The following is a 17,140-nucleotide window of genomic DNA, read 5'->3' on the forward strand; positions in this document are numbered from 1 at the left end:
GATATTGGGGGAAGTGCATGACGACAGCGGCACGGCCGCCGGATCCACGGCGGGCGCGGGCCCGTCGCGAAGCCATCGCCGCGCTCCGCGCCCAGCGGGCCGAGGCGGCGCGGTTCCGTCGTTCGGTGACGCTCGTCGCGCTGTCCGTCGTCGCTCCCGGCAGCGCGCAGCTGATCGCCGGCCACCAGAAGACCGGCAGGATCGCGCTCGGCGTCTACGGCGGCCTGGTCGCCGTCCTGCTGATGGTGCTCTGGCTGGTGCCACTGCAGGATCTCGCCGGACTCGCCGTCCGGCCCTGGCTGCTGACGACGTTCAAGCTGCTCGCGTTCGGGATCGCGGCCGCGTGGGTCGTGCTGCTGCTGGACGCGTGGCGGCTCGGCCACCCGCCCGGCCTGAACCAGAAGCACCGGCTGATCATGATCGGCGCGACGCTCGCGCTGGCCGCGATGGTGTCGACGCCGTTCGTCGTCGCCGCCCGGTACGCGACGGCCGCGCACGACGCCGTCGTCGAGATGTTCCCGTCCGGCGAGGTCGCGGCGGCCAGCGACGGCCGGCTCAACATCCTGCTGCTCGGCGTCGACGCCGGTGACGGCCGCGTCGGTGTGCGTCCCGACAGCGTCAACCTGGTCTCCGTCGACGTCCGCACCGGCGAGCCGGCGATGATCAGCCTGCCGCGCAACCTGGAGAACGCCCGCTTTCCCGACGGCACCCCGGCCGACGAGGAGTTCCCGCGCGGCTTCTCCGGCGACGGCGACGAGTCCGACTACATGCTGAACGCGACGTGGACGTTCGGCGAGGAGAACCCGGAGCTGTTCGAGGGCCCGTCCGGTCCCGGGCCGACGGCGGTCAAGCAGGCCGTCGAGGGCACCCTCGGCGTGCCGGTGCACTACTACGTCGCCGTCGACCTGCAGGGGTTCCGCGACATCATCGACGCCATCGGCGGCATCACGCTCCGCGTCAACGAGGAGCTGCCGATCGGCGAGAAGGGCCGCGTCCTCGAGCCCGGCCTGCAGGAGCTCGACGGCTACCACGCGCTCTGGTACGCCCGGTCGCGCGAGGGATCGTCGGACTACGCCCGCATGGCCCGGCAACGCTGCGTCATCGGCGCGCTGGTCAACCAGGCCGACCCGCAGACCGTGCTGTCGAACTTCATCGAGCTGGCCGACGCGTCGAAGTCCGTCATCACCACCGACATCCCGCAGCAGGACCTCGCCAACCTCGTCGACCTCGCGTTGAAGGCGAAGGACGAGGAGATCACCTCGCTGCAGTTCGTGCCGCCGCTCATCGTGCCGGCCGACCCGGACATCGGGCTCATGCACGACGAGGTCGACGCGCTGCTGTCCGGTGACGCGGAGCCGGCGCCGTCGGAGTCCGCGTCTGACGAGCCCAGCGACGAGCCGTCGGACGAGCCCAGCGACGAGCCGTCCGACGACCCGAGCGACGAGCCGGCCGCGGAGCCGTCCGAGGAGTCCCGTGACGAACCGGCCGACGAGCCCGCCGACGAGCCCGCCGACGAGCCAACCCAGGACGAGGAGACGGACGAGACGGCGCCGGTCGAGATGTCGTCGGTCTGCTCCTACGAGTGACCCGAGGTCAGGGCCGGCGGGTGTGCAGGAGCAGCGCGCCGCCGGCCGCCAGCAGCGCGGCACCGGCCAGCAGGACCGGCAGCCGGCCCGTCCCGGTGTCGGGCAGCTCGTCGTCGCCGTCGGCCGCGCCGCCAGTGTCCGTGCCGGAGTCGTCGCCGTCGTCGGAGCCGGTGCCGGCGGTGACCGTCAGCACCGTCTCGGCGGTGTCGACCGTCAGCTTACCCCCCTGGTCGCCGACGCCGCGGGCCGTGACGACGCCCAGTTCGCCGGCCTCCGCGTCCTCGTCGATGCGCACCTGGAAGGTGGTGACGTAGTAGCCGTCGTACGCGACCAGCGTCGCCTCGGTGTGGCACTCGAGCCGGCGAGGCGTCACCAACGCGCAGCCCTCATCGGGGCGTTCGGTGCCGTCGACGAGCTCCTGGCCGTCGACACCGACGATCGTCGCTCCCTCGGGCACATCGACGTCGAGGCCGGCGCCGTGGACGTCCTCGCCGCCGACGTTGGCCACCGTGGTCGTCAGGTCCACCACCTCGCCGGGCGCCGCCTCGGCCGAGGTGGGGTCGGTGACGACGAGGAACCGGTAGCCGTCGTGCGGGCCGACCTCGAGCACCGAGGTGACGGTGTCCTCGCCGCCGTTGTCGCCGGCGACGTGCAGCGTGGCGTCGCCGACGACCGTCTCGGTGACGTTGCCCGGCAACTGCACCAGGAAGGTCGCGGTGACCGTGTCGCCGACGGCGAGCGTCTCGTTCGTGTGGCACTCGACGCGCTGCGGTGTCACCAGCGCGCAGCCCTCATCGGGGCGTTCGGTGCCGTCGACGAGCTCCAGGCCCTCGATGCCGACGATCGTCACGTCGCCGACCACCTCGGTCACCTCGAAGTCCACGATGCCGCCCTCCATGTCGGCCGAACCGGTGTTCGTCACCGACGCCTCCAGCTCGGCGACGGAGCCGGGCGGGGCGAAGACGTTCTGCGGCTCCATGGTCGCGTCCAGGACGACCTCGCCGGGCTCCTGGACGTCGGAGGTCTCCGCCGGCGCTTCGGCCGCGGGCTCGTGGGCGGGCGGCGCCGTCGGTTCTTCCGTGGGTGATGCCGTCGGCGTCTCGGTCGGCGTGTCCGACGGCGGTGCCGTCGGCGACTCCGTCGGCGTGACGTCGATCACGGCGCTCCCGTCCTGGGCCACCGCCGGAGCGGCGAGCGGACTCAGGGCGATGGCGAGAGCTCCCGGCAGTGCGAGTGCCGCGATTCGGAGTGGGTTGCGTGTTCCCGAGTTCATAGATGCCCCCAACGAGCGTTCGGCAGTTGCCAAGACGGCCTGTCGTCGCGCGGGCGCAGGGCCGCCATGAAAGGACGACGCCCGAGCCCCGCGGGCGGTTGCACGGCCGCCGTCGGCGGATGGACGGGCTGCGTGCAGCCGCACCGGGTAAGGTGCTCGCCGACATGAACGCCGCCGATCTTCCCCTCACCGGCCGCCCGGACACGCCCGACCAGCGGGCGTGGCCGGCGGTGTCGGTCATCATGCCCGTGCTCGACGAGGAGCGGCACCTGGCCGAGGCCGTGTCCGGCGTGCTCGCGCAGGAGTACCCGGGCGAGCTCGAGCTGGTGCTGGCGCTCGGCCCGTCGCGCGACCGCACCGACGAGATCGCCCGCGAGCTGGCCGCCGCCGACCCCCGGATCCGGCTGGTCGCGAACCCGGCCGGTCGCACGCCGGCCGGGCTCAACGCCGCGCTGGGCGCGGCCCGGCACGGCATCGTCGTGCGGGTCGACGGCCACGGCGTGCTCTCGGACCACTACATCCGCACCGCCGTCGCCGAGCTGGAGCGCACCGGCGCGGCCAACGTCGGGGGCATCATGAACGCCGAGGGGCAGACCGACTTCGAGCGGGCCGTCGCCTGGGCGTACACGTCGCCGTTCGGGCTGGGCGGGGCGAAGTTCCACCTCGGCGGGCAGGCCGGGCCCGCGGACACCGTCTACCTGGGGGTGTTCCGGCGCGAGGTGCTCGACCGCCTCGGCGGCTTCGACGAGCACTTCGTCCGGGCCCAGGACTGGGAGCTCAACTACCGCATCCGGGCGGCCGGCGAGACCGTCTGGTTCACGCCCGACCTCGTCGTCAGCTACCGGCCGCGGCCGAACCTGCGCGCGCTGGCCCGGCAGTTCCTCAAGACCGGCCAGTGGCGCCGCGAGGTGGTCCGCCGCTACCCCGACACCGCGAACGTCCGCTACCTCGCCGCGCCCGCCGTGACGGTCGCCGTCGCCGTGGGGACGGTGGCCGGGCTGGCCGGGCTGGCCGGCCTCGTCGGGCCATCGTGGCTGCTGATCGGCTGGCTGGCGCCGGCCGGGTACGCCCTCGGGGTGACCGCCGCCGCGGCGGTGTCCGGCCGCGGGCTGCCCGCCAAGGCGCGCGCCTGGCTGCCGCCCGTCCTCGCGACGATGCACCTGACCTGGGGCGCCGGCTTCATCGTCGGGTCGCGCGACGCCGCCCGCTCCCGCCGGGCGGCCGGGCAGGACGCCGCGCCCGCGGGAGGACCGGCGACGTGAAGGTCCTGATGCTCGTGCAGTCACCGGTGGCCGGCGACTCGCGCGTGCTCCGCGAGGCCGCCACGCTGACGGCCGAGGGGCACTCCGTGCACATCGTCGGCCGCGACGTCCCGGACGGCTTCGACCCCGACGACGGCGTCACCGTCGAGTCGGTCACCCGGTCCCGCGGCATGCGCCCACCCGGCACCCCGCGCGGCGCCGCGCTCGCGTCGTCGTCCGGCCCCAAGGCGGTGGTGCGCCGGGCCGGGCGCTGGCTGCTGCTGCCCGAGCACCGCCAGCGCACCGAGCGGCGCTGGCGCGACGACGCCGCCCGGCTGCTCACCGGCCGGCCCGCCCACGACGTCGTCCACGCGCACGACTACAACACGCTGGCGCTCGGCGAGAAGCTGGCCCGGCAGTGGTCCGCGCGGCTGGTCTACGACAGCCACGAGCTCTGGTTCGACCGCGGGCTGCCCGGCCGGCCCACCCCGCTGGCCCGGTGGCACGGCCGGCGCACCGAGACCCGGCTGGCCGGGCAGGCGCAGGTGGTGCTCACCGTCAGCGAGGGGATCGCCGCCCGGCTGCGCGCTCGCGGCCTGCGCGACGTCCGCGTCGTCCGCAACACCTTCCCGCTGGCCGAGCACGAGCCGCCGGACCTGCCGGACGCGCCCGCGGGCTTCGCCTACGCCGGGCGTATCGGCCCCGGCCGCGACCTCGAGGCCGTCGTCGGCGCCGCTGCCCGGCTGTCCTCGCTGCGCACCGTCGTCGCCGGTCCGGCCGACCCCGGCTACCGCCTCGACACCACCGGCGTCGAGGTGCTGCCGCCGATGGCGCTGCCCGACGTGGACCGGTTGTATCAGGAGGTCGGTGTGGCCGTCGTCACCCTCACCGATACCTGTGAGAACCACCGGCTCGCGCTGCCGAACAAGCTCTTCCACGCCGTGCGCGCCGGCGTCCCCGTGGTGGCGGCGAACCTGCCGGAACTCCACGCCTTCGTCCTCCGTTACGGCTTGGGTCGCCTATACGTGCCCGGCGATGCGTCGTCGCTGGCCACGGCCGTGGAAGCGGTGGCGGCCGACTACACTGGGTACGTCGAGGCAGTGCGCAAGGCGCGACTGGAACTGGCCTGGGAGCGCGACTCCCGCGTGCTCGCCGGCGCGTACGCGGACCTGGAGGCGGCGTGAGATGGTCGACATCGTCGCGCGTGGCCGACGGGTGCGATATTTCGTCAGTGTGTCGTCTACCCTTGACCCGATCCGGTGCGGATCCAGTCGATCCGGCACCCGGCCGCGGTAGAAAGGCAAGCCTTCGATGAACGCCACTCGTACCGACGAGGACTTCACCTCGTCGGTGCACGTGTACGAGCCGCACCGGGCCGGGCTGCCCCGGCTCGGGCCGTACATCCGCACCCTGTGGCACCGCAGGCAGTTCGCCGCGGAGATGTCGCGGTCGAACATCCGCGCCGCGAACACGAACACGTTCTTCGGCCAGATCTGGCTGGTGCTCAACCCGCTGCTGCTGGCCTGCGTCTACTACGTGCTGATCACGATCCTGCGGAGCGACAACACCGACGCGGCGGAGCGGTTCGTGCACCTGTGCGCCGGGCTGTTCGCGTTCTACTACTTCTCCGGCTGCCTGCAGACCGGCGCGTCCAGCGTGGTGGGCGGCGGCAAGCTGCTGCTCAACATGTCGTTCCCGCGGCTGCTGCTGCCGCTGTCGGCGGTGCGCACGGCGTTCTTCCGGTTCCTGCCCACGCTCATCGTCTACTTCCCGATCCACATCGGGTTCGGGCAGCCGCTGAGCTGGCACATGCTGCTGGCGCCGGTCTTCCTGCTGCTGCTGACGGTGTTCGGCGCGGGCATGGCGATGATCTTCGCGACGCTGCAGGTGTACTTCCGCGACACCGCCAGCTTCCTGCCGTACTTCGTGCGCATGTGGCTCTACCTGTCGCCGGTGCTGTGGTTCCCCGAGGACGCGCCGGAGCGGTTCGAGCCGTTCATGATCTTCAACCCGCTGTACTCGTTGCTGGGTGGGTGGACCGATCTCATCGTCCGCGGGCAGATCCCCGACCTCACGCTGTGGATCTTCGGCGTCGCCTGGGCGGTCGCCGCCGCCGTGGTGGGGAGCCTGTTCTTCATGTCGAGGGAGCGCGAGTTTGTCGTCCGTCTCTGAGGTTGGCGCCGTGACCACCACCCCGGCAGCCACGAACGCCGTCGTCGTCGAGAACGTCTCGCTGACGTACCGGACCACGTTCGAGCGCGTGCCGACGTTCAAGACCGCGCTCGTGCGCTTCGGCCGCGGCGAGCGCGCGGTCAAGGAGGTCCAGGCGGTCCAGGACGTCTCGTTCGAGGTGCCGCACGGCAACGCCATCGGCATCATCGGCGCCAACGGCGCCGGCAAGTCCACGCTCATGCGCATGATCGCCGGCATCCTGCCACCCACCAAGGGCCGCATCCAGGTCAACGGCCGGGTCAGCACGCTGCTGGCACTCGGCGTCGGCTTCAATGCGGCGCTGTCGGGGCGCGAGAACGTCGTCCTGGGCGGGCTGGCCGCGGGCCTGAGCCGCAAGGAGATCCAGGCGCGCTACGAAGAGATCGCCGACTTCGCCGAGCTGGGCGAGTTCATCGACATGCCGATGCGCACCTACTCCTCCGGCATGTTCCAGCGGCTCGCGTTCTCCGTCGCGGTCCATATGGATCCCGACATCCTGCTCATCGACGAGGCGCTGTCGGCCGGCGACGCCAAGTTCAAGCAGAAGGCCGCGGCCAAGATGAAGGACCTGGTGACCAACGCGCGCACCATGTTCCTCGTCAGCCACGCGCTCAGCAGCGTGCGCGACCTCTGCAACGACGCCCTCTGGCTGCACAAGGGCAAGCTGATGATGCGCGGCACCCCCAACGAGGTCATCGAGGCCTACAACACCTTCCTCAAGGTCGGCGAGGACGCCTTCAGCCTCGAGGACCTCTGAGCCGTGGGCACTCCCCGTGTCGACGTCGCCATCGTGTCCGCCGGCCACGACGTCGCCGACGCGCGGGTGCACAAGATCACCGCGGCGCTGCGGCGGGTGGGCCTGAGCGTCGAACTGGCCGGGCTCGGTGACGCCGACGATGGGCCGGCCGGCATCCGGGTGCGCACCGCGGAGCGCGGCGGCATGGCCCGGCGCGCCGTGCGCGCGGCTGTCCTGCCGTGGCGCTCCCGCGCGCGGGTCCTCATGACGGTCGACCCCGACGTCGTGCCGGCGGCCCGCGCCGCCGCGTCGGTGCGCCGCTGCAAGGTCGTCGTCGACGTCCACGAGGACTACGCGCGGCTGCTGTCCGACCGGTCCTGGGCCCGCGGCGTCATCGGCCTCGGCGCCCGCATGATCGTCCACGCCAGCACCCGGCTGGCCGCCGGCGCCGACATCACCGTCGTCGCCGACGACCACATCCCGCCGCAGCGGGCCCGCCGGCGCCTCGTCGTCGAGAACCTGCCCGACCTGCAGCTGCTCTCGCCCGGGCCGCCCGACGCCACTCCGCGCGCCGTCTACATCGGCGACCTGCGCGCCAGCCGCGGCCTGTTCGACATGGTCGACGCCATCGCGGGCGCGCCCGCATGGACTCTCGACCTCATCGGCCCGGTGGCGGCCGCCGACCGCGACCAGCTGACCGCGCGCCTCGCCCGCCCCGACGTCGCCGGGCGGGTCGTCCTGCACGGCCGGCAGCCACCGGAGCTGGCCTGGCAGATCGCGAAGGGCGCCTGGGCCGGTCTGGTGTTCCTGCGTGAGACGCCGGCGTTCCGCCAGGCGATGCCGACCAAGCTCTACGAGTACCTCGCCAGCGGCCTGCCGGTGCTCTCGACGCCGCTGCCTCGGCAGACGTCTGTCATCAAGGAGTCCGGCGGCGGCGTGCTGATCGGCAACCCGGCCGAGGCCGCCGACGTGCTCTGCCGCTGGAGCGACCACCCCGAGGAGCTCGAGAGCTACCGCAAGGCCGCGCACGAGTGGACCGAGCGCAAGCTCAGCGAGCGCACGCCCTACGACCTGCTGGCCGAGACCGTCGCCGAGCTGCTCGGCCACCGCCGCGACGTCGCCTGATCGTTTCGGGCGCGACGGCCCGGCGTACCGTGCGCCGTCCTCCTGCTGCCCGTTCTTAGCCACGAAACCGCGCCTCAACGATCGCGTACATCACCAGGATTACCCGAGCCTCATCACGATTACAGGCGTGGTGAAGCTCCAGAAATCCTGATGATGGCCCCCCGGGCGGCGAGGTCGCGGCCGGCCGCGGCGGCGCCGTTGAGGACCCGCGGAGCCGACGGCCGGCGGGCGAGCTGCCAGCCGGCCCGGATGGCCCGGCTGTCGAGGACGACGACGAGGTCGGCGCCGGTGGCGGCGGCCAGCGCGTCGGGGCGGGAGCGCAGCTGCGACCAGTACTGCGCCGCCAGCCGCCCGGCCTTCACCTGCCGCACCACCTTGCGCAGCCGCGAGACCGGCCGCGCGGGAGTAGGCGGCGCGGGAGCGGGCGGCGTGGGAGCGGGCGGCGTGGGAGCGGCCGCCGGGACCTCGGCCGCCGGGACCTCGGCCGCTGGGGCGGCGGGCGCGGGCGCGACCGGCGCGCCGGCCGCCGGCGCCCGGCCGTTCAGCACGATGACATGGGGCACGACGTCGTCGACCGGGTCGAGCGGCGCCTGCCAAGAGATCAGCGTGAGTTCGAGGTCGTCACGCTGGAGGTCTTTGGCGACGGTGGCCAGCTGGGCGTGGCCCAGCTTCCCGGTGCCCAGCAGGGTGACCTTCACGGTGTCGCCTCCACGGTGAGCGCCGCACCGCCGGCGGACGTGCGCAGCGCCTCGATGCGCGGGTCGAGCTGGAGGTCGCGCCGGTAGCCCGCGCCGAACGCGCGGGCCCGGGCGCGCTGCTCGGGCGTGGCCGTGCGGGCGGCGTCGGCGGCCGCGGCCAGGGCGGCGGCGACGATCTCGGGCCGCAGGTCGGCGACGGGGAACCAGAGCGGGTGGCCGCGCAGCACCTCGGTGGCGGCGTTGCCGGGCTCGTGGACGGAGACGACCGGCAGCCCGGTGGCGAGGTACTCGAAGACCTTGCCGCTGGTGACGTAGCGGCCGGCGCCGAGGATGAGCAGCAGGACGTCGAAGTGCGCGTACGTGGCGGCGATGTCGGCCTTGCCGACCGGACCGCGGTAGCTGACGCCGTCGGCGGCCGCGGACTCGATGGTGGCGAGCATGTCCGGCCGCGGCTGCCCGTAGAAGCCGAGGTAGCCGTGGATGCGGGCCTCCGCGCCGGCCAGCGCGGGCTCGGTGGCGCGGCCGTGCTGCCAGCCGCGGGCGAACTCGGCCAGCGGGACCTTCGGGGTGACGGTGCCGACGTAGCCGAACACGACGGGCCGGTCGCCGACCGGCGGCCGCTCTCCCGTGGGCGCCGGCGCCAGCTCGGGGTCGTAGCCGTTGGCGACGGTGTGCATCTTGGCGGCGTGCGCGGGGTAGAGCCGCTGGTGCCAGTCGCGGATGGGGTCGTTGACGAACCACACCTCGCGGGCGCCGGCGACCAGCCGGCGCTCCCAGCGGGCCGCGCGGCTGCGCTCGGAGTACAGCCGCTCGCCGCTGAAGACGTCGAGCAACCAGGCGTCGCGGTAGTCCATGACGTACGGGACACCGTGCTTGCGGTGCAGCCGCCAGGCGGCGGTGAACGCGACGTGGGGGTTGGCGGTGGCGAGCACGAGGTCAACGGGGTCGGCGGCGTGGATGCGCTCGGCGGCGGCCTCGATGACGCGGCGCCACGGGCCGTACCCGACCTCGGGGAACGGCACGGTGTCGCGGCGGGCTCGTAGCTTGGCCCAGGCCCGCGGGAAGCGGGCCCGGAACCGCGACCACCGGCGCAGGTCGGGCTCGTGGATGGGCCACGCGAACGGCACCCTCACCACCTCGACGGCGGGGTCGACGCGGTCCTCGAGCGTGGGATCGGTGCCGGTGAAGCGGACGAATGTGTCACGCTCGACCGTCAGCACCGTGACGCGCCAGCCCAGCCGGGCGAAGCGGTTGGCGGTGGCGAGCCCGCGGTAGACGCCGCCACCCCGGCACGGCGGAAAGCCCCAGGCCACGTAGAGCAGGTGCGGCCGGTGGTCGGGGGGCGGACCGGCCCGCCCCGAGCTGGCGTGCGTCATCATGTCACGCACAGGTTACGACACCCGGAGGGCTCCATGGCACTGCGCACGGCGGCGAGGCGCTGGCTGCCCGGCGCCCTCGTCGACGCCCTCGCTCGGGCCGCTCGGCGGGCCACCTGGCTGCGCCGGCCGCTGCCGCCCCAGGAGCCGTTCCCGCAGGTCCGCGCGGCTGCGGCGCGGCTGCTGGTCGGCCCGACGAACTCCGCCGGCCAGGGCTGGGCCTGGGCGCGCGCCGCCGAGCGGGTGGCCGGGGACGACGTCGCCGCCGCCTGCTTCGCCGTCCGGCGCAACAGCTACGGGTTCGCCGACGACTACGGCGTGCCGGTGCCGGTCTACGCGCACCCGCAGTGGCAGCGGGCGCACGAGCGGTACGTGGTCAGCACGTTCACGCACGTCGTGATCGAGTCGATGCGGCCGCTCTTCGGCTCGCGGCACGCCCGCGACGCCCGCGGCGACGTCGCCGTGCTGACGGAGGCCGGCCTGCGGGTCGCGCTGGCGTTCCACGGGTCCGACGTCCGGCTGCCCAGCCGGCACGCCGAGCGCGAGCCGTGGTCACCGTTCCGGATCCGCGACGACCTCACCGAGCGGCTGGAGGAGCAGGCCCGGCGCCTCGCCGCCTTCGCCACGGCGTTCGAGCGCGACGGCGGGCCGGTCCTGGTGTCGACGCCGGACCTGTTCGACGACCTGCCCGGCGCCATCTGGCTGCCGGTCGTCGTCGACCCCGATCGCTGGCAGGCGCCGCCGTCGCCGCGGCGCCGCCGTCCGGTGGTGGTGCACGCGCCGTCGAACTCGCGGCTCAAGGGGACGGAGATCGTCGAGGCGGCCATGGCCGAGCTGAGCGCCAAACGCGTGGTCGAGTACCGCCGGCTCGAGGGCGTCCCCAACGACCGCATGCCGGCCGCGCTGGCCGACGCCGACATCGTCGTCGACCAGCTGACCATGGGCCTGTACGGGGTCGCCGCGTGCGAGGCCATGGCGGCCGGCCGCACGGTGGTCTCGTACGTGGGCGACGCCGTCCGCGAGCGGGTCCGCGAGCGCACCGGCCACGACGTCCCCATCGTCGAGGCGACGCCCGACGACCTCGCCGATGTGGTCGCCGCCCTGGCCGCCGACCCCGACGTGGCGGGGGAGCGGGCGGCCCGCGGCCCCGGGTTCGTGCGCGCGGTCCACGACGGCCGGGTCTCCGGGTCCGTGCTCGCCGATTGGCTTCGGCGGACGACCCGATGATCTGATAGGAACCGGCGGAGCCCCTCTGCGAGACTGGGTATATTCGCCGATCGGCCGGCAACGGCTCCGGGACGTCCCGGGGCCGATATCTCGTGAAGGGCGTGGAGGGCAACACGGTGGCGAGGGGAACAGACAGGCGCCGAGACGGCCGGCCAGGGCCGGAGGCCGACGACGCACCCGCCACCCGCGACGGCCTGCCGCCGCGGCTCGACGCGCCGGTTCGCCTGCTGGTCGGGCCGGCCAACTTCGCGGGTCAGGGCACTCGCTGGGCGCGCGCACTCGAGGAGCGGGTCCCCACCACGAAGGCGACCTCCTACGCGTTCCTCAAGGGCGTCCTCGACTATCCGGTCGACTACGGCATCCCGGCCGGCACCTACCGGCGCAGCCGCCGCTGGCAGCTGAACTTCGTCAACCACGTCATCCGCAACTACACGCACGTGCTCATCGAGGCGTCGCGGCCCATCTTCGGCACCTGGTACGGCCAGGACGCGTCGTACGACATCCCGCCGCTGCTCGCCAAGGGCCTGCAGGTGGGGCTCATCGCGCACGGCTCCGACGTCCGCATTCCGAGCCGGCACGTCGAGACCGAGCCGTGGTCGCCGTTCCCCGACCTCGAGGACGAGACCGTCGAGCTACTCGAGCGCAACTCCACCCGCGCGGTCGAGCTGTTCACGTCGTTCCCGGGCGCGGTCTACGTCTCCACCCCCGACCTCCTCGACTACGTCCCCAACGCGGTCTGGTGCCCGGTGGTCGTCGACGTCGACACCTGGCGCAGCGACGCGCCGGTGCTCGAGCACGAGAAGCCGGTGGTGGCGCACGCACCGAGCAAGTCGGCCATGAAGGGCTCCGAGCTCATCGACCCCATCATGGAGGGCCTCGCCGAGCGCGGCCTCATCACCTACCGCCGGGTCGAGGGCGTCGACCCCGCCGACATGCCGGGGGTCTACCGCGACGCCGACATCGTCCTCGACCAGTTCCGCGTCGGCAGTTACGGCGTCGCCGCGTGCGAGGCGATGGCCGCGGGCCGGGTCGTGGTCGGCCACATCGCCCAGCACGTCCGCGACCGCGTCCTGGCCGACACCGGCCTCGAGCTGCCCATCGTCGAGGCGACGCCCGACACCATCGAGCAGGTCGTCCTCGACCTCGTCTCGCACCCCGAACGCGGCCGCGAGGTCGCCGCGCGCGGCCCGGCCTTCGTCGAGCAGGTGCACGACGGCCGCCGCTCGGCCGAGGCGCTGGCCTCGTTCGTCGAACGGCCGAGCGCTGTGCCGGCCGACTGGAAGCCGTCCTGGATCCGGCCCAAGGTCGTCATGATGGCCGGCAACGACATCGTCGTCGACGCCCGCGTGCTCAAGTACGCGCAGACGGTGGCCAACTGGGACCTCGACGTCACCTGCATCGGCATTCCCGGCCGCAAGCTCAAGGGCGCCCGCGAACTCGGCAAGGTGCACGTCCTCTGCCCGCCCATCCAGTCGAAGGTGCTGGTCACCGGGTGGCGCAAGCGGCTGGCCAACCTCAAGCCGTGGTTCAGCTCCGAGGCCGAGTACACGCTGGCCTACGGCCGCTGGCAGTACGCCAGCCGCGAGCTGCGCGGCGACCGTGGGCGCGACCGCCGCGACCGCGAGCGCGCCGGCGGCGTCGCAGCGGCGCCCGCGCCGGCCCGGCGACCCACCCGGGAGCGGCTGCTGCGGGCGGCGCGCTGGCGCTCGCTGCGGCTGCACCGCGCCATCCTCGATGCCCGCGCGTACCCGATCCGGCGGGCCAAGCGCAAGGTCGCCACGACCGACATGGGCATCGGCAAGCGGCGTGAGCGGCAGCTGGCCCTCTACCGCTACCTGCCCTCCGGCCGGTGGCGCCGGGTGATGCCCGAGGTGGTCGACCAGGAGCTGACGCTGGGCCCGCTGCTCGACCGCATCCAGCCCGAGGTCATCCACGTGCACGACGTGTTCATGCTCGGCATCGCGGCGCGCGCGGCGCACCGTGCGGCCCTCGACGACCGCACCATCAAGATCATCTACGACGCGCACGAGTACATCCCGGGCGTGCCGGTCGTGGCGCCGCGCCGGGTCGCGGCCTACAGCGACCTCGAGCGCGAGTTCATCCACGACGCCGATCGCGTCATCACGGTGTCCGAGCCGCTGGCCGGGTGGCTGCAGCGCGACCACAAGCTGGCCACCCTGCCCGACGTCGTCCTCAACGCGCCTGTGGAGCCGCCGGAGGATGCCCAGGTCAAGGGCCTGCGCGAGCAGCTGCGGCTGCCCGAGGACGTCCCGCTGCTGGTGTACGGCGGCGGGGTCAACCGCGCCCGCGGCGTCGGGACGGCAGTCGAGGCGCTGCGGCAGCTGCCCGACGTCCACCTCGCCATCGTGGCTCGGGCCAACCCCGTCACCGCGGAGCTGCAGGCGCGCGCCGTCGAGCTGGGCGTGGGCGACCGCGTGCACCTGGCGCCGTTCGTCGACGCCGAGGTCGTGCCGCTGTACCTGCGCTCGGCCACCATCGGCCTCAGCCCGCTGCTGCACGCGCCCAACCACGACATCGCGGTGACGAACAAGTTCTGCGAATACATCGCCGCCGGGCTGCCCATCGTCACCAGCGACACCCCGGCCCAGGCCGACCTGGTACGCGAGCTCGACCTCGGCGCGGTCTACAGCGCCGGCGACGTCGACGGCTTCGTGCGGGCGGTCCGGACGGTGCTCGCCGACCGCGACCGCATCGCCAAGCGCATCGCCGACGACCCCCAGCTGCGGCACCGGTTCTCGTGGGCCGCACAGGCCGAGGTCATCCGGTCGGTGTACGCCGAGGTCATGGAGAAGCTGCCCGACGCCGCCTGGGCGCCCGGCGCCACCATCGTCAAGCGGCTCGTGCCCGACCCGCCGGAGCCGCCGGAGACGAAGTGGCGCGCTTTCAAGGACGCCGCAAGCGCCGCCGAGCGGGACCAGGAACAGACCCAGGAGAAGAAGCAGCGGTGAACGTGCGCATCATGGCCTCGGCCGACGTCGACGACAACGCCGAGATCGGTGCGGGCTCGTCGGTCTGGCACCTGGCCCAGGTCCGCGAGAAGGCCGTGCTCGGCCGTAACTGCGTCATCGGCCGCGGCGCCTACATCGGCACCGGCGTCCGGGCCGGCGACAACTGCAAGGTCCAGAACTACGCGCTGGTCTACGAGCCGGCGGTGCTCGAGGACGGCGTGTTCGTGGGCCCCGCGGCGGTGCTCACCAACGACACCTTCCCGCGTGCGGTGAACCCGGACGGCAGCGCCAAGAGCGCCGCTGACTGGGACGCCGTCGGCGTCACGCTGCGCGAGGGGTGCTCCGTGGGCGCGCGGGCGGTGTGCGTGGCTCCGGTCACCGTGGGACGATGGGCTACCGTAGCCGCCGGAGCCGTCGTCACCCGCGACGTCCCCGATTTCGCGCTGGTGGTGGGCGTGCCGGCGCGGCGGGTCGCGTGGGTGGGACGCGCCGGTGTCCCGCTCGAGGACGCCGGCGGGGGCACGTGGCGGTGCCCGCGCACCGGCGAGCTGTACATCGAAGAGCACGGGCACCTGCGGGAAGCCGGTCAGAGCACGGAGGACAACGCATGAGCACCAGCCCGATCCCCGCCGCGAAGCCGATCATCGGCGACGAGGAGCGGGAGGCGGTCGACCGCGTGCTGCGCACCGGCATGATGGCGCAGGGACCGGAGGTCGCGGCTTTCGAGCAGGAGTTCTCGGCCGAGCTGGTGGCCGGGCGCGCCTGCGTCGCCGTCAATTCCGGCACCTCGGGCCTGCACCTGGGCCTGTTGGCCGCCGGCGTGGGCCCCGGTGACGAGGTCATCGTCCCGTCCTTCACCTTCGCCGCCACCGCCAACTCCGTCGCGCTCACCGGCGCCACCCCGGTGTTCGCCGACATCGAGCCGCAGTACTTCTGTCTCGATCCGGCCTCCGTCGAGGCCGCGGTCTCGGAGCGGACCGTCGGCATCATGCCGGTCCACCTTTACGGCCACCCTGCCGACATGACGGCGCTCGGCGACATCGCCGAGCGGCAGGGCCTCAAGCTGTTCGAGGACGCCGCCCAGGCGCACGCCGCCACCTGGAAGGGCGCGCCGGTTGGCTCGTTCGGCACGTTCGCCATGTTCAGCCTGTACCCGACGAAGAACATGACGTCGGGCGAGGGCGGCATGGTCAGCACCGGCGACACCGACCTCGAGCGCCGGCTGCGGCTGCTGCGCAACCAGGGCATGCTGCGCCAGTACGAGAACGAGCTGGTCGGCCTGAACAACCGGATGACCGACATCCACGCCGCCATCGGCCGTGTGCAGCTGAGGAAGCTGGCCGGCTGGACCAAGCAGCGGCAGGAGAACGCGGCGTTCCTCGACGCCAACCTCGAGGGTGTCGTGGTCCCGCCGGTGTCCGAGCACGCGACGCACGTCTACCACCAGTACACGATCCGGGTGGCCGGCGACCGCGACCGCTTCGCCGCGGCGCTGCGCGACGAGCACGGTGTCGGCTGCGGGGTCTACTACCCGATCCCCAACCACCGGCTGCCGTCGTTCGGCCGCGAGGCCGACCTCCCCGAGACGGAGCGGGCCGCCGCCGAGGTCCTCTCGCTGCCGGTCCATCCGTCGCTGAGCTCCGACGACCTCGACCGCATCGCGACGGCTGTGAACACGCTGGCGAAGGCGGGTGCGTGATGACCAACCTGCGAGCCGGGCTGATCGGCCTGGGCATGATGGGCCGGCACCACGCGCGGGTGCTGCGCTCCATCGACGGCGTCGACCTCGTGGGCGTGGCCGACCCCGCCGGCGACCCGCACAAGGTGGCCGGCGGCCTGCCCGTGCTGCCCGACATCGAGTCGCTCATCGGCGTCGGCCTCGATTACTGCGTCGTCGCCACGCCGACGGCCTACCACGAAGAGGTCGGCCTGGCGCTGGCCGCTGCGGGCGTGCACGCGCTCGTCGAGAAGCCGCTGGCCAAGGACAGCGAGGGCTCGGCCAAGCTGGCCGCGGCGTTCCAGGCGGCCGGCCTGGTCGGCGCCGTCGGCCACATCGAGCGCTACAACCCGGCGCTGCAGAGTCTGCGCTCGCGGCTGCTCGACGGCGAGCTCGGCGACATCTACCAGATCATCACCCGGCGGCAGGGCCCGTTCCCGGCCCGCATCGCCGACGTCGGCGTCGTCAAGGATCTTGCCACGCACGACATCGACCTCACCGCCTGGGTCGTGGGCTCGCCGTTCGTGTCCGTGGCGGCCCGGACGGTGCACAAGAGCGGCCGCGACCACGAGGACCTCGTCGCCGTGACCGGCCAGCTGGCCGACGGCACCGTCACCAGCCACCTGGTCAACTGGCTGTCACCGATGAAGGAGCGGGTCACCATCGTCACCGGTGACCGCGGCGCCTACATCGCCGACACCCTGCACGCCGACCTCACGTTCCACGCCAACGGGTCCATCCCTACGGCCTGGGACGACCTCGCCCAGTTCCGCGGCGTGTCCGAGGGCGACGTCGTCCGGTACGCCATCGCCAAGCCGGAGCCGCTGCGCACCGAGCACGAGGCGTTCCGCGACGCCCTCCTCGGCAAGGAGACCGACATCGTCACCATGCAGCAGGGCCTGGCGACGGTCGAGGTCGCCGAGGCCGTCCTCGCCTCCGCCCGCGACGGCAGCACCGTGCGGTTGCCACACTAGCGTCCCG

At 73.3% G+C, this 17,140-nt stretch carries 14 protein-coding genes; 11 read left to right on the forward strand and 3 right to left on the reverse strand.

Translation table 11 applies throughout. From position 1 onward, the window contains the following. The first annotated feature begins 17 nt into the window (after positions 1-17). Positions 18-1,586 (forward strand): LCP family glycopolymer transferase, encoded by a 1,569-nt coding sequence (locus E1262_RS31950; protein ID WP_132101049.1) that lies wholly within the window; start codon positions 18-20, stop codon positions 1,584-1,586. Between the two features lie 7 nt (positions 1,587-1,593). Here the strand turns inward: E1262_RS31950 and E1262_RS00315 are convergent, their stop codons facing one another. Next, positions 1,594-2,745, reverse strand: coding sequence for an LPXTG cell wall anchor domain-containing protein (locus E1262_RS00315; protein WP_132101050.1), 1,152 nt, complete (start codon positions 2,743-2,745; stop codon positions 1,594-1,596). A gap of 278 nt (positions 2,746-3,023) precedes the next feature. Here E1262_RS00315 and E1262_RS00320 point away from each other — a divergent pair, with 278 nt between their 5' ends. The 5 genes from E1262_RS00320 (at position 3,024) to E1262_RS00340 (ending at position 8,172) form a co-directional block, all read left to right on the forward strand. Continuing rightward, positions 3,024-4,121 (forward strand): glycosyltransferase family 2 protein, encoded by a 1,098-nt coding sequence (locus E1262_RS00320; protein WP_132101248.1) that lies wholly within the window; start codon positions 3,024-3,026, stop codon positions 4,119-4,121. Next, positions 4,118-5,284, forward strand: a complete 1,167-nt coding sequence (locus E1262_RS00325; RefSeq protein WP_132101051.1) for a glycosyltransferase — start codon at positions 4,118-4,120, stop codon at positions 5,282-5,284. The genes E1262_RS00320 and E1262_RS00325 overlap by 4 nt, the downstream gene beginning before the upstream one ends. A 127-nt stretch (positions 5,285-5,411) precedes the next feature. Next, positions 5,412-6,272 (forward strand): ABC transporter permease, encoded by an 861-nt coding sequence (locus E1262_RS00330; RefSeq protein WP_132101052.1) that lies wholly within the window; start codon positions 5,412-5,414, stop codon positions 6,270-6,272. Positions 6,273-6,282: 10 nt separating this feature from the next. Continuing rightward, positions 6,283-7,068, forward strand: a complete 786-nt coding sequence (locus E1262_RS00335; protein ID WP_132101053.1) for an ABC transporter ATP-binding protein — start codon at positions 6,283-6,285, stop codon at positions 7,066-7,068. 3 nt (positions 7,069-7,071) lie between these two features. Beyond that, on the forward strand, positions 7,072-8,172 hold the full coding sequence (locus E1262_RS00340; protein WP_132101054.1) for a glycosyltransferase: 1,101 nt from the start codon (positions 7,072-7,074) through the stop codon (positions 8,170-8,172). A gap of 119 nt (positions 8,173-8,291) precedes the next feature. Here the strand turns inward: E1262_RS00340 and E1262_RS00345 are convergent, their stop codons facing one another. Together E1262_RS00345 and E1262_RS00350 are read right to left on the reverse strand one after the other, a co-directional pair. Further along, a complete protein-coding gene (locus tag E1262_RS00345; RefSeq protein WP_132101055.1) occupies positions 8,292-8,870 on the reverse strand; it encodes a hypothetical protein in 579 nt (192 codons plus the stop codon). Then, positions 8,867-10,249 carry a glycosyltransferase gene (locus E1262_RS00350; RefSeq protein WP_203453393.1) on the reverse strand — a complete coding sequence of 461 codons (1,383 nt, stop codon included), beginning with the start codon at positions 10,247-10,249 and terminating at the stop codon, positions 8,867-8,869. The genes E1262_RS00345 and E1262_RS00350 overlap by 4 nt, the downstream gene beginning before the upstream one ends. A gap of 33 nt (positions 10,250-10,282) precedes the next feature. On the opposite strand from E1262_RS00350, the gene E1262_RS00355 reads away from it, so the two are divergent. The 5 genes from E1262_RS00355 (at position 10,283) to E1262_RS00375 (ending at position 17,133) form a co-directional block, all read left to right on the forward strand. Beyond that, positions 10,283-11,473, forward strand: coding sequence for a glycosyltransferase family protein (locus tag E1262_RS00355; protein ID WP_132101056.1), 1,191 nt, complete (start codon positions 10,283-10,285; stop codon positions 11,471-11,473). A 116-nt stretch (positions 11,474-11,589) separates the two neighbouring features. After that, positions 11,590-14,442 (forward strand): glycosyltransferase, encoded by a 2,853-nt coding sequence (locus E1262_RS00360; RefSeq protein WP_132101057.1) that lies wholly within the window; start codon positions 11,590-11,592, stop codon positions 14,440-14,442. Between the two features lie 11 nt (positions 14,443-14,453). Next, on the forward strand, positions 14,454-15,053 hold the full coding sequence (locus E1262_RS00365) for an acyltransferase (RefSeq protein WP_132101250.1): 600 nt from the start codon (positions 14,454-14,456) through the stop codon (positions 15,051-15,053). Continuing rightward, the gene (locus E1262_RS00370) at positions 15,050-16,141 is read left to right on the forward strand and encodes a DegT/DnrJ/EryC1/StrS family aminotransferase (RefSeq protein WP_132101058.1); all 1,092 of its coding nucleotides are present in this window, start codon (positions 15,050-15,052) and stop codon (positions 16,139-16,141) included. Before E1262_RS00365 ends, E1262_RS00370 begins: the two co-directional genes overlap by 4 nt. Then, on the forward strand, positions 16,141-17,133 hold the full coding sequence (locus E1262_RS00375; protein WP_132101059.1) for a Gfo/Idh/MocA family protein: 993 nt from the start codon (positions 16,141-16,143) through the stop codon (positions 17,131-17,133). The genes E1262_RS00370 and E1262_RS00375 overlap by 1 nt, the downstream gene beginning before the upstream one ends. Positions 17,134-17,140: the final 7 nt, after the last annotated feature.

Origin of the sequence: Jiangella aurantiaca (assembly GCF_004349105.1) — a bacterium.
GTDB lineage: Bacteria > Actinomycetota > Actinomycetes > Jiangellales > Jiangellaceae > Jiangella > Jiangella aurantiaca.

What these genes read in the sequence shown, in the direction of transcription:
- E1262_RS31950 (WP_132101049.1), top strand. Translation starts at nt 18, where the DNA reads ATGACGACAGCGGCACGGCCGCCGGATCCACGGCGGGCGCGGGCCCGT.
- E1262_RS00320 (WP_132101248.1), top strand. Translation starts at nt 3,024, where the DNA reads ATGAACGCCGCCGATCTTCCCCTCACCGGCCGCCCGGACACGCCCGAC.
- E1262_RS00330 (WP_132101052.1), top strand. Translation starts at nt 5,412, where the DNA reads ATGAACGCCACTCGTACCGACGAGGACTTCACCTCGTCGGTGCACGTG.
- E1262_RS00350 (WP_203453393.1), bottom strand. Translation starts at nt 10,249, where the DNA reads ATGATGACGCACGCCAGCTCGGGGCGGGCCGGTCCGCCCCCCGACCAC.
- E1262_RS00355 (WP_132101056.1), top strand. Translation starts at nt 10,283, where the DNA reads ATGGCACTGCGCACGGCGGCGAGGCGCTGGCTGCCCGGCGCCCTCGTC.
- E1262_RS00365 (WP_132101250.1), top strand. Translation starts at nt 14,454, where the DNA reads ATGGCCTCGGCCGACGTCGACGACAACGCCGAGATCGGTGCGGGCTCG.
- E1262_RS00370 (WP_132101058.1), top strand. Translation starts at nt 15,050, where the DNA reads ATGAGCACCAGCCCGATCCCCGCCGCGAAGCCGATCATCGGCGACGAG.
- E1262_RS00375 (WP_132101059.1), top strand. Translation starts at nt 16,141, where the DNA reads ATGACCAACCTGCGAGCCGGGCTGATCGGCCTGGGCATGATGGGCCGG.